This window comes from Microvirga sp. KLBC 81, assembly GCF_003075415.1.
Classification (GTDB): Bacteria; Pseudomonadota; Alphaproteobacteria; order Rhizobiales; family Beijerinckiaceae; genus Microvirga.
This window is the reverse complement of the sequence record NZ_QDAH01000112.1, coordinates 1-12,454: the sequence shown is the minus strand read 5'-3', so window position 1 is coordinate 12,454 and position 12,454 is coordinate 1. Positions and strand designations below refer to the sequence as shown.

The following is a 12,454-nucleotide window of genomic DNA, read 5'->3' as shown; positions in this document are numbered from 1 at the left end:
TCTGCGAGTGCTATGCGATTACGCGAAACCGCTTCGAACGGCTTCTGCCCCACACCTTTCAGAATGACTGAGACCGGGACGCATCATCAACAGAACGCGGCCGAATTGCTCGCTATCAACAGGCTAAAGGCCTGTCACCCCTCGCAGCGGGGGCGAACAAGGGGTTGAGCCGGGCTGACCAGCCAGCGCGGGCGCATACTGCTGACCCAGTGCCGTGCCGAGACTTTGGCGCTGAGCTGGCCTGTGTCGCACTCTGTGGGCTTGGGAGCCCGAGCCCGGTCGAAATGGAACAGGTCGTCCTCGGCACGGTGCCGGATCGTGCCGGTGTAGGCGGTATTCTGCTGGCTCATGAGCGTTCACCTGGTCTTTGGGCCGAGACAACGGCGGAGCTTCTGCGGAGTTCCACTTGATCACGCCGAAAGCACTCAGGTTTTCTCCTCCAGCCGCTCAGCTGGTGCTTTACCGCGGAAGCGTTCCCGCAGGCGCTCCATCTCCCGCTGCAATGTCTCGAGTCCTTCTGAGAGCCCGCGCATAGCCTCGTCAACAAAGCGAGAGGGTGCACTGGCATCAGGGCAGTCCGGTGCACCATCGCGCCGAAAGCGAGGGGAGACGCCGCCCTGAGGTGTAAGCAGATAGGCGCAGCCGGTATCCGGATCCCGCCAGACGGTTGGGGTCTCAAGCCCGAGAGCGGCTGAGCAGATCACTTGTAGGCAAACAGCAACAACGGCAAGGCGATAGACCATGGCGCTTCTCCGTTTTGGAAATAACGCACTAAACCAGCCTGCTTGATTTTCTGTGGGCCATTCAAGTGCGGCTTCTGGTGCGCCTAATCAGGACAGCAGCTCTCAAATCTGCCTTGCCGCCGCAGAGGACGAGCGTCGAACCATCGCAGATCCAAGCTCACTCGAAACTTCTGCCAGAATTCTGCCCAGTTGAGGGTCCCTCACAAGCCCAGCAGTTTATAGGATGGGGAAGGCGGTGGTGAAAGACTCAGAAATGACCAATATTTCTAAGAGAACACTAATCGGACCAGCTGGCTTGACGCTTTGGGACAGGCCCTTGACCAAACGGACATGGGAGGCAACCTCCGTGAAATGGCCCCAATCGGTGGTTAAGCTGCGCGAGTATCCAAGAAGTATTGGTTCTCAACAACGCGTCTGATTACGCCCACCGTGCGATTTCACACCGTGCAGTTGCGCGAGACCCTTTAGCTTTCGAGTGACTCTTTAGAATCTGGCGAGGCGGCCATGACGATGATCAAAAGCATCGTGCCTCCGTCCACGAGTACCGGCCGAGGGAACTCCACACTGACCCCGCCAACGGTTTTGGCGGGACCCGGACGGACGCTGCCGCCCGGCTACATCCACCTGGGGGTCGCCAAGGAGATCGCCCCGACCCTGCGCGATTTCGGCATCGATCCCGATCCGGTCATTCGCGAGGCGGGGCTCGATCCGTGCCTCTTTGACGATGGCTCGAACGTCATCCCGCATGCCGCTTTGGGCCGGCTGCTCGCCCTGTGCGTGGCCCGCACGGGCTGCCCGCATTTCGGGCTTCTGGTCGGACGGCGCGCCACGATCCTGTCGCTGGGCATAGTCGGTCGCCTGATGCGTCACTCGGAGACGGTGGGCGATGCCATGCGCGCACTTGTGTCCAACCTGAGCATTCAGAACCGGGGGGCCGTCCCGTCGCTGACGACCATCGGAGACACGGCCCTGTTCACCTTCTCGGTCTACCAGCCCAAGGCCGAGAGCGCGGATCAGATCTCGGACGGATCCCTTGCCGTAGCGGTCAACGCCCTGCGCGCCCTGTGCGGCCACGCCTGGAACCCCATCGAGGTGCTCTTGCCCCGAGTCGCACCAGCGGATCAGGAGCCCTATCTGCGCCACTTCCGGGCTCCCGTCCGATTCAATCAGGAGACGGCCGTCATCCTCTTCCCGACCAGTGATCTGGATCGCCGGATCGACGGTGCCGATCCCATGGTGAGGGCTCTGCTGGAGGAGCGGATCCAGCAGATCAAGGGCACCCAGGGCTCCGCCCTTTCGGACGATATCCGGCGGCTGCTGCGCACCCGGCTGACGAGCAAACGCTGCTCGGCGGACGACATCGCCGCTCTGCTGGCGATGCACCGGCGCACCCTGAGCCGTCGCCTGCAGGGCAGCGGCATGGGATATCGGGCGATCACGAACGAGATCCGGTTCGAGATCGCACGCCAGCTGCTGCAGGATACCGAGGTGCCGTTGGGGCAGATCGCGGCGGCGCTGGGCTATTCCGAGGCGAGCGCGTTTACCCGCGCCTTCCGGCGCTGGTCGGGCCAGACGCCGACCGCGTGGCGCGGTGAAGGCCACGCGGGCTGACGCGCTGGCGGCCAAAACTGTCAAGGGATTGTCCCCGCCGGTCAAGCGTGGGCCCCTGGGAAGCCTAGAGTGATCCTGCGGGCTGTTGATCCCGCGGGGTGAGCGCGGGTGGTCCCGCTGCTTCACTCCCGGGAAATCCAGGGAGGATCACACTATGAACCGAAGGATTTGTTTGCGTCCAGGCGCCGTGCTCACAGGGCCGGCGCTGGGCCTTCTCGCCGCCATGGCCATTATGGGTGTTCCTGCGCCCGCCGCATGGGCGGAAGAGGGGGCAGCCCAGAACATCCTAAAGGCCATGTCGGACTACGTCAGCCGTCAGGACAACTTGTCCCTGAAGTACGATACCGACGTCGAGGTGGTGAGCCCGGCCGTAGAGAAGATCCAGTTCAGCGCCTCAGGCGAGGTCACCATGAGCCGTCCGAACAAGTTCCGCGTCAGCCGCATCGGCGGCTACGCCGAGGTGGAACTCATCTCGGATGGGTCCAACGTGACGGTCTTCGACCGCGGCGGCAACCGGTTCGCCCAGGTTCCGGGAGCCGGTACCTTCGATGAGGTCGTCGACAGGCTCCGGACCGAGGCGCCACTCGAAATTCCCGGCGCGGATCTCCTGCTGTCGAAGCCCTACGAGGAACTGATGGCAGGAGTGCTGGAAGCCAAGCACATTGGCCGCGGCGTCGTCGAGGGCGTCGAGTGCGAGCATCTCGCCTTCCGCAATCTCGACACCGACTGGCAGATATGGGTCGAGGTCGGTGACCGGCCGGTGCCGCGCAAATACGTCATCACGAGCAAGGCGGTCGGCGCCGCGCCCCAGTACACGCTGCGGCTCAGGGAATGGAAGACCGGTGCCAGCCCAGCGCCGGACGCCTTCGCGTTCAAGCCGCCGACTGGCTCGACCGGCGTCGCGATCACCCTCCTCAACGACATCGACGAAATTCCAGCGGGCGTCGTTCCCGGAGGCCCCAAATGAACATCCCGAAACAAGCAGGTCTTACTGTACTCGCATTGCTGGCTGGCAGCGCGGCTCTCCTCTGGAGCGGTGGTGGGCCCATTCCGTCCGGCTCGTTCATCAGCCGGGCGGAGGCGAGGGTGGGTCGCCCCGCGACACCGATGAGTTATGCCGGCGTGGCCCGCCGGACCACCCGCCGGGCCGTCGCCTACGGGACGGCAGCCGGAGCCGCTGCGGCGGCAGGCACATACTACTATGCCGCTCCCGGCTGCCAGCAGGTCGTGAACTCCTATGGGCAGATCGTCTACCGCTGCCCGTAGCCAACTCTCATTGGAGCGGACCGTGAAGGCAACACAATTCCGGTCGTGGGTCGTGGGCTTGTGGGGCCTCGTGTTCCTAATCGCGATTCTGGCGAGAGCCGAACCAGCTGGCGCACAGACCGCCTCGGCTCCGGCGGCTCCCCCGCCGCAGGTTCAGGAACTTCTGCGGCTTCTGGACGATCCTGCCACCCGGACATGGATTGACCAGCAGAGGCAGACGGCGTCCCCAAGCGAGCCCACGTCCTCCGAACCGCAAGGCATGGGTTCCGAGATGATGGCGACACGGGTCGAGGCGCTGCGGACGCATCTTGGCTCCCTCGTGGCGGCGGTGCCCCGTCTTCCTCAGGAGGTCGGGCGGGCCGCCGATCAGCTGTCGAAGGAGCTTCAGAGCCGATCCCTCCTTGATGTCATTCTCCTCGTGCTCGGCTTTCTCGGCCTCGGCGCTGGGGCCGAGTGGCTCTTCCGGAAGGCCACGGCCTCCGCGCGCGACCGCAGCATCTCCCGTCCAATGGAGACGGTGGCTGAGCGCGTGCGGATGACAGTTTGGCGCCTAGCGTTCGGTCTGGCCCATGTGGCGATCTTCGGGATCGGGAGCATCGGCGCGTTTCTCGTCTTCGATTGGCCACCCCTGATCAGGCGGATCGTGCTCGCCTATCTGTTTGCGGCGCTCCTGCTGCGGTTCGCTCTCCTTGGCGGCCGGATCCTGCTCTCGCCCCGGGCGGTGGGCCAACACGATCCTGAAGCCCTGCGCGTCGTTCCCATGGCCGACGGGGCGGCCCGGTTCTGGTACCGCCGCATTGTGCTGTTCGTCGGCTGGTTCGCGTTCGGCTGGGCGACCGTCGAGCTCGTGCATACCCTCGGGTTCTCGCCCGACGGACGCAGGCTCGTTGCGTACGTCCTGGGGCTCGGCCTTCTGGTGCTGGCGGTCGAGGCCGTTTGGCGATGGCCACCTTCTCCCACCCTTGTGCCAGAGGCGGCTGAGCATACTCCTCGCCACCATGTCCTCGGGACGTGGCTGCTGTCGCTCTACCTGGTCCTGCTGTGGGGATTGTGGGTCGTCGGCCTGATGGGTCTGTTCTGGCTCTTAGTCGTCGCCGTCGTGCTGCCCCAAGCGGTGAAGATCACCCAGCGGTCCGCCCGTCACCTGCTGCGGCCGCCGGGGGGCGCGGAGGCCGCCAACCATCACGAGCTGGGTGCCGTTTACCTGGATCGGGGCATCCGGGCGCTCCTGATCGTCGCGGCCGCTTTGTTCCTGGCCTGGGTCTGGAACATCGATCTGGTCGAGCTGACCAGCCGCGACACGGTCGTGACCCGGCTGGTTCGCGGTGCGCTCAGCAGCATTGTCATCCTGCTCGTTGCGGACCTCATCTGGCAGATTGTGAAGACGCACATCGATCGGCGTCTGTCGAGTCTGCAGGCCGAGGCTCCTCCGGGCAGCGAGGCCGCCTTGAGCCAAGCGCGGATCCGGACCTTGCTGCCGATGTTCCGGATGGCCGCCTTCATCGTCCTGGCCGCTGTGGCCGTGCTGATGACCCTCTCGTCGCTGGGGGTGGACATCGGCCCCCTGATCGCGGGCGCGGGGATTTTCGGCGTCGCCGTCGGCTTCGGCTCGCAGACGCTGGTCAGGGACGTCATCAGCGGGATCTTTTATCTGCTCGACGATGCCTTCCGGGTCGGCGAGTACATCCAGAGCGGCAGCTATAAGGGCACCGTGGAAAAACTTGGATTCCGCTCCGTGAAGCTGCGGCACCATCGCGGTCCTGTCTTCACGGTCCCGTACGGGCAGCTTGGGGCAGTGGAGAACATGAGCCGCGACTGGGTCATCGACAAGATGACCATCAACGTCACCTATGATACGGACCTCGACAAGACGAAGAAGGTCATCAAGCAGGTCGGCAAGGAGCTGGCGGCCGATCCGGAATTCGCATCCAACATCATCGAGCCGCTCAAGATGCAGGGGGTGGAGCAATTCGGCGAGTTCGCCATCCAGCTGCGCATGAAGATGATGACGCGCCCGGGCGAGCAGTTCGTGATCCGTCGCAGGGCGTACGCAATGCTCAAGACGGCCTTTGACCAGAACGGGATCAAGTTCGCGTTCCCCACCGTTCAGGTGGCAGGCCGCGACGAGGCCGAGCCCGCCGCCGCCCGACAGGCTCTCAAGCTCGTCAAGGGAGCCCCGCCCGAGGAGGGCGCCTAGTCGGGCGTCCCGTTTGGCTTCCTCAATTGTCAAGAGAAAGTCCCAAACGGTCAAGCACGCGGATGGGGAGCGGATATGATGGGAGCGGTTCGGCAACGGTAGGTCTGTCGGGAAAGGGGAGGGAGCGATGGAGATGCCATCCACCCGCAGGGCAGACGGACTACACTCTGCCCCCGTCGCCAGCCCCTTCACTAGGGATCTGCGCCGCTTGCTTCGAACTGAACTTCTACGGGACACCTGTTCAGCCGCTACGGTCGCCCGTGCCTTCTCGATGCACCGCCGCACCTTGACTCGGCACCTGCGCACCGAAGGTCTGGCGTTCCGGCAGGTCGCCAACGAAGTCCGCTTCGAGATCGCGTGCAAGCTGCTGCAAAACACCGACATGGCGTTGAGTCAGGTCGCGGTAGTCCTGCGATACTCCGAGCCGAGCGCCTTCACCCGCGCCTTTCGGCGCTGGTCCGGGCAGACGCCGTCGGCGTGGCGAGCCACCCATCCCTATGCCCGGAAAGCGCGGCCTCGCAAACCGCGCCGCCTTCGTGCGGATCGGGAGTCCGGCAGCCCCCCTCTTTGTGCGGACAAACTTTTCTGATCCGATCATCCAGTGGGTAGAGAGCACGAGCCATTTGTTCCCTTCAGGACGAGGCCGGCCGCTTCGTCGCCCTGATCTGCGGCGGAGGCAAGGCGGGATCATCGCTCATTTCCCTCTGGGCAGTCCTAAACTGTCAAAACGTTGGCTCAACCGGTCAAGCAGCGGATGCCCGAAGGGTCATACTTGTGTCTGCAAGCAAGCCGGACGGTCGCGAAACTGGGCATGGGTGGCGTTCCTGCTAGCCCCTCGCCAACCCGGCGGCATCCTGGCGGTCCATTGCGACCGTCCATCGGGAGCAGCGCGTGGAGGCGATCATGACGGTTGCAGTTCCAGCCCAGGGCACGTCCCAGCACGGCCAACGACGGCACGACAAGTACGACCGGCTCGTCGAAACGGCCCGGTCCCTTCCGAAATTGAAGGTGGCCGTGGTCCATCCCTGTGATGCAGCGTCTATCGGAGCGGTGCACGAGGCGGTCGAACTTGGGCTGATCGAGCCGATTCTGGTCGGGCCCCAAGCCAAGATCGCGGCCGCCGCGAAGGCGCTTGGCAAGGACATCTCAAGGATGCGCATCGTCGACGCGCCGCACAGCCATGCGGCGGCGGAAGAAGCCGTCAATCTCGTTAGGTCCGGGCAGGCGGAGGCCCTGATGAAGGGAAGCCTGCACACGGACGAACTCATGGGCGCGGTGGTCCGCCGCGAAGGCGGCCTGCGCACGGCGCGCCGGATCAGCCACTGCTTCGTCATGGACGTTCCCGGCCACGAGACCGCGCTCATCATCACCGACGCCGCCGTCAACATCGCGCCGACGCTGGAGGACAAGATCCACATCGTCCAGAACGCGATCGATCTCGCCCGTGCGCTGCGGGTCGAGCCGGTGCGGGTGGCGATCCTGTCGGCGATGGAGACCGTGAACCCGAAGGTGCCCTCGACCATCGAGGCCGCGGCGTTGTGCAAGATGGCGGACCGCGGGCAGATCACGGGCGGCATCCTCGACGGTCCCTTAGCGCTCGACAATGCCATCGATCTTGGCGCTGCGACGATCAAGAAGATCCAGTCGCCGGTGGCCGGGCAGGCCAACGTGCTCGTAGTCCCGGATCTCGAAGCCGGCAACATGCTCGCCAAGAGCCTGACCTTCCTGGCCGACGCCGATGCAGCCGGCATCGTGCTCGGAGCCCGCGTGCCGGTGATCCTCACGAGCCGGGCCGACTCGACCATTACCCGGCTGGCGTCCTGTGCCGTGGCCTCGCTCGTCGCCGAAGCGCAGCGCAAGAAGCTCTCCATGCCGGAGGTCTGAGCCATGACGCCCGTCCTCATCGTCCTCAACGCTGGGTCATCGAGCCTCAAGTTCCAGGTTTTCGACATGCTGGACGGCGCGGCGCCGCGGCTGGTCTGGAAAGGCCTCTATGAAGGGTTGGGGGGATCGGCGCATTTCCTGGTCAAGGACACGAGCGGCTCAGTCCTCGACGAGATGACGTGGGGCTCCGACGACCGGTTCGGGCACGAACAGGCGTTGATGCACCTCGTCTCGTGGCTGCGCCAGCATCAGGAAGGCCGCGAGCTCGCAGCCATTGGGCACCGGGTCGTTCATGGCGGAGAGGCCTTTACACGCCCGGTTCTGGTCGACGAAGCCGTCATTCAGAGTCTTGAGGCACTGGTGCCGCTCGCGCCATTGCACCAGCCCCACAATCTTGAGCCGATCCGGATCGTCCGTCGCCGTCTGCCGGGGATGCCGCAGGTTGCCTGTTTCGACACCGCCTTCCACCAGACACAATCCGAGATCGCGAGCTTGTTCGCCCTCCCGCGCGAGATGCGCGAGCGCGGCGTGCGGCGCTACGGCTTTCACGGCCTCTCCTACGATTACATCTCGTCCGTGCTGAAGGACTACGATCCACGCCTTGCCGGGGGCAGGGTGGTCGTCGCGCATCTCGGCAACGGCGCGAGCCTGTGCGCCCTCAAAGACGGTGTCAGCATCGCGACAACCATGGGTTTCTCCGCTCTTGACGGTCTTCCGATGGGAACCCGCTGCGGTGCCGTCGATGCCGGTGTCGTCTTCTTCATGCTCCGGGAAATGAAGCTCAGTCCGGAGGAAGCCGAGCGCGTGCTTTACACCAAGTCCGGACTGCTCGGGGTTTCCGGCATCTCGAACGACATGCGGGTTCTGCGCTCGAAGGCGGCGACGAACGCCGATGCCAAACGCGCCATCGACCTGTTCGTCTACCGCATCACGCGGGAAATCGGATCGCTGGTGGCCGCGCTTGGCGGACTCGACGGGCTCGTCTTCACGGCCGGCATTGGCGAAAACGATGTGGCGACCCGCGCCGAGGTGATCGCCGGCCTCGCCTGGGCCGGACTCACCCTCGATGAGGCCGCCAACCGCGCCGGAGACCCGCGGATTTCTTCCGGATCCGGATCCACGGCGTGGGTCATTCCCACCAACGAGGAACTGGTGATCGCACGGCAGACGCGCAGCGTGCTCGGCGGCGCGCAAACCAAACTCGCAATCTGAACAGGGAGATCGATGTCATGGAAACCCTGAAGACAAAGCCGGACGAGAAAGCCCAGCAGGAGCTTGCGGACGAGACGTTCATGTCGGCCGCTGATCTGCGGACCTACATGACCGAGATGCAGATGGCGAAAGCCACCAAGTCGGTCGACGGCATGGACCGCGCCGAGAAGGCGCGCCAGGACCTGATCAAGCGAATGGCCGAGCCCATCGACCTGACACCTGAGCGCCTGAAGGAAATCCTGCAACCGCTGAAGTCAAAGCTGCGGGCGGCGGCGGAGCGCGGCCAGACCGAGCTGATGGTGATGCGGTTCCCCAACGCGCTGTGCACCGACCATGGCCGCGCGATCAACAACTCGGATCCGACTTGGCCCGACACTCTCACCGGACGTCCGCGTCAGGCCTTCGAGTTATGGCGTGATCAGCTGAAGAATGCAGGCTTCAGGCTGAGCGCGATGATCATCGAGTGGCCGGGCGGCCTGCCGGGCGATGTCGGTTTCTTCCTCAAGTGGGGCGAAACCAAGCGGTAAGGCAAATCGCCCCTGGAGGGTAACAGCCATGCAACGGATCGAATCCAAGACCGATGCCGATGAACAGGGTCTGCAGACACGGCTGACCGAACTCGCCGGCGTGCAAAGGAAGGTCACCGAGGTCTATCAGGAGCGGTGCACAAACGCAGTGCAGCGTTACCTCGACGCGGTGAAGGCCGCAGGTGATCCGCTGAGGGATGGGTCCATCCGTTCGGCCTCGCCTCTCGACCTCTGGCGTGATGTCGGCGCCTATTGGCTTGACTTCACGCAGCGCTCCATCCTGTTCTGGGACACCCTGCGCCAGCGCGGCAACAATTGGGTCGAGCACGAGAAGGCCGGCAAGCCGCCGCTGCTGGATTTCGACTGGGAGACCATCGCAGACGCCCGCACCTTCGAGCGGCCCGCCAACTACGCCCTCGTGCGCATCATCCCGCCGAACGGCGTCGAGACCGACCCGGAGCGACGCCCCTTCGTCATCATCGACCCGCGGGCCGGGCACGGGCCGGGGATCGGTGGGTTCAAGCAGGACTCGCAGGTTGGGGTGGCGCTCAAGGCGGGGCACCCGGTCTACTGCGTGATCTTCTTCCCCGAGCCGGTGCCCGGGCAGACGCTTGCGGACGTCTCGCGCGCCGAGGCTGAGTTCCTCCGCATCGTCGGCGAGCACCATCCGAAGACCCGCAAGCCGGTCGTGATCGGCAACTGCCAGGGCGGGTGGGCCTCCATGCTCGTCGGCGCCATCGAACCGGACCTCGTCGGTCCTATCGTCATCAATGGCGCTCCGATGTCCTACTGGGCCGGCAACGACGGCGAGAACCCGATGCGCTATGCGGGCGGCATCCTCGGCGGCACCTGGCCCGCGCTCCTGGCCAGCGATCTTGGCGCCGGCACGTTCGACGGGGCCCACTTGGTCGAGAACTTCGAGTATCTCAACCCCGCCAACACCTACTTCGACAAGTACTACACGCTCTTCTCGAAGATCGACACCGAGCCGGAGCGCTTCCTCGAATTCGAGCGCTGGTGGGGCGGGTTCTTCCTGATGGACCGCCAAGAAATCAGGTGGATCGTCGAGAACTTGTTCGTCGGGAACAACCTCGCGGAAGGCGAGGCTGAATGGTCGGAGGGACGAGCCTTCGACCTGCGGGCGATCAAGTCACCGATTATCCTGTTCGCGTCGCTTGGCGACAACATCACGCCGCCGCAGCAGGCGTTCAACTGGGTGGCGGACATCTACCCGACCACCGAGGCCCTCAAGGCGAACGGACAGGTCATTGTCGGCCTGATGCACAAGAGCGTCGGCCATCTCGGCATCTTCGTCTCAGGCGCTGTCGCCAAGCGCGAGCACACGCAGATCGTCGACCTGATCGAGTACATCGAGCATCTGCCGCCGGGCCTCTACGGCATGCAGGTCGAGGAGCAGAAGACGAACGGGAGCGTGCGCTATGACGTGATACTGACCGAGCGGCGGGTCGAGGACCTGCAGATCCTGCAAAAATACGGCCGTAAGGACGAGATGCCCTTCAGGACGGTCGAGGCGACTTCCGAGGCACTCGCTTCCGCCTACGAGACCTTCGTCCATCCGGTCGTTTCGGCGATGGTGACGCCGACCGGAGCAGCCATGGGGCGGGCCATGCATCCGCAACGGGCGCAGCGCTGGGCGGTGTCGGATCTCAACCCGTTCCTGTGGCCGCTCAAGGGCATGGCTGACTTGGTCCGGGCAAACCGGGCGCCGGGCGACAACGAGGGCCCGATGGCGGCGATGGAGCGCTGGACGGCTGCCATGACGTCCGCCTCGTGGGACCTCTATCGCGACCTGCGCGACGCGGCGGTGGAGAACACCTTCTTCCGCGCCTATGGCCCGGCCAGCATCGGCATGGCGGCGGACGAGCGGACGGCCGTCGCGGAGGAGCCCATCGACATTCGGAATACCCCCCTCGTCAAGGAGGCGCTGGCGCACATTGAGGAGGGCGACCCAACGCAAGCCATCGTCCGTGCGGCGCTCCTGCTGATGAAGGCCGGCACCGGGCGGCGGCGGCTTTCGGCCATGAAACGGGCGCGCGAGCTTGTCGGCAAGGACATCGGCCTCCTCGACATGCCGGCGGAGGCCGCCCGCGAGATCATCCGCGAGCAGTCCTACATCGTCGACTTCGAGCCGGTGAAGGCGCTCATGGCGCTTCCGAAGCTCCTGCGAACCTCCGCGGACCGGCGCAGGCTCCTCAATCTGCTCGACCGCCTGGAGGGCCAGATCGAGGCCAATGACAAGCAGATCACGCTGCTGGACGAGATCCGGCGCCTCCTCTCCGAAGACGGGGCCGATGACAACTCGAAGCACAGGCCGATCACGGTGACGCTGCCGGAGAACCAGTCCAAGGACCGGCCCAAGGCGGTGGCGGGACCGGGCACCGCCCGTCGAACCAGCGACAACCGACGCACGAGGGCAAGATCATGAACGATCAACCGACCGAACTCCCCAAAGTCGCCATCGAGTCGAAGGTCCTGCACGGCAAGCGCGCCCTCGTCATCGGCATCGCCAACGAGCATTCGATTGCCTACGGCTGCGCCCGTGTCTTCCGCCAGCTCGGGGCCGAACTCGCGGTCACCTACCTCAACGAGAAGGCGCGGTCTTATGTCGAGCCTCTCGCCCAGGAGCTCGGGGCCTCGATTTTTGTGCCTTGCGACGTGGGACGAAACGGGGAACTCGAGGCCGTCTTCCAGCAGATCCGCGGGACCTGGGGCAGCCTCGATATCGCGCTGCATTCCATCGCGTTCGCGCCGAAGGAGGATTTGCAGGGGCGCCTCGTCGACAGCTCGGGCGAGGGGTTCAAGGTGGCGATGGACATCTCCTGCCATTCGTTCATTCGCATGGCGCGGCTCGCCGAGCCGTTAATGACCGAGGGCGGAACGCTCCTGGCGATGAGCTATCACGGCGCCAACAAGGTGGTGCCTAACTACAACCTGATGGGCCCCGTGAAGGCGGCACTGGAGAGCGCCGTCCGCTATCTCGCTTACGAATTGGG

At 64.8% G+C, this 12,454-nt stretch carries 12 protein-coding genes; 10 read left to right on the top strand and 2 right to left on the bottom strand.

What is annotated here, in order from left to right; genetic code table 11:
* Window positions 1-134: 134 nt before the first annotated feature.
* Window positions 135-350: a hypothetical protein gene (locus DC522_RS30165; RefSeq protein WP_116532182.1), complete on the bottom strand. Its 216-nt coding sequence runs from the start codon at window positions 348-350 to the stop codon at window positions 135-137.
* Between the two features lie 75 nt (window positions 351-425).
* On the bottom strand, window positions 426-743 hold the full coding sequence (locus DC522_RS30160) for a hypothetical protein (RefSeq protein ID WP_116532181.1): 318 nt from the start codon (window positions 741-743) through the stop codon (window positions 426-428).
* Between the two features lie 504 nt (window positions 744-1,247).
* On the opposite strand from DC522_RS30160, the gene DC522_RS30155 reads away from it, so the two are divergent.
* The 10 genes from DC522_RS30155 to DC522_RS30110 all read left to right on the top strand — a co-directional run.
* Window positions 1,248-2,354, top strand: a complete 1,107-nt coding sequence (locus DC522_RS30155; RefSeq protein ID WP_245444693.1) for an AraC family transcriptional regulator — start codon at window positions 1,248-1,250, stop codon at window positions 2,352-2,354.
* 154 nt (window positions 2,355-2,508) lie between these two features.
* On the top strand, window positions 2,509-3,321 hold the full coding sequence (locus DC522_RS30150) for a DUF2092 domain-containing protein (protein WP_116532180.1): 813 nt from the start codon (window positions 2,509-2,511) through the stop codon (window positions 3,319-3,321).
* Entirely contained in the window at window positions 3,318-3,620 is a 303-nt protein-coding gene (locus DC522_RS30145; RefSeq protein ID WP_116532179.1) for a hypothetical protein, read from the top strand. The genes DC522_RS30150 and DC522_RS30145 overlap by 4 nt, the downstream gene beginning before the upstream one ends.
* A gap of 22 nt (window positions 3,621-3,642) precedes the next feature.
* Complete coding sequence (locus DC522_RS30140) at window positions 3,643-5,817, top strand: mechanosensitive ion channel family protein (RefSeq protein ID WP_245444692.1); 2,175 nt, start codon at window positions 3,643-3,645, stop codon at window positions 5,815-5,817.
* 127 nt (window positions 5,818-5,944) lie between these two features.
* On the top strand, window positions 5,945-6,406 hold the full coding sequence (locus DC522_RS30135) for an AraC family transcriptional regulator (RefSeq protein WP_116532177.1): 462 nt from the start codon (window positions 5,945-5,947) through the stop codon (window positions 6,404-6,406).
* Between the two features lie 314 nt (window positions 6,407-6,720).
* Window positions 6,721-7,701, top strand: a complete 981-nt coding sequence (locus DC522_RS30130; protein ID WP_116532176.1) for a phosphate acetyltransferase — start codon at window positions 6,721-6,723, stop codon at window positions 7,699-7,701.
* Window positions 7,702-7,704: 3 nt separating this feature from the next.
* The gene (locus DC522_RS30125) at window positions 7,705-8,913 is read left to right on the top strand and encodes an acetate/propionate family kinase (protein WP_116532175.1); all 1,209 of its coding nucleotides are present in this window, start codon (window positions 7,705-7,707) and stop codon (window positions 8,911-8,913) included.
* 17 nt (window positions 8,914-8,930) lie between these two features.
* Window positions 8,931-9,440, top strand: a complete 510-nt coding sequence (locus DC522_RS30120; RefSeq protein WP_116532174.1) for a hypothetical protein — start codon at window positions 8,931-8,933, stop codon at window positions 9,438-9,440.
* Window positions 9,441-9,468: 28 nt separating this feature from the next.
* Complete coding sequence (locus DC522_RS30115) at window positions 9,469-11,886, top strand: DUF3141 domain-containing protein (RefSeq protein ID WP_116532173.1); 2,418 nt, start codon at window positions 9,469-9,471, stop codon at window positions 11,884-11,886.
* Window positions 11,883-12,454, top strand: a 572-nt coding sequence (locus DC522_RS30110) for an SDR family oxidoreductase (protein WP_116532172.1), incomplete at its 3' end; no start/stop codon positions are given. The genes DC522_RS30115 and DC522_RS30110, both read left to right, overlap by 4 nt.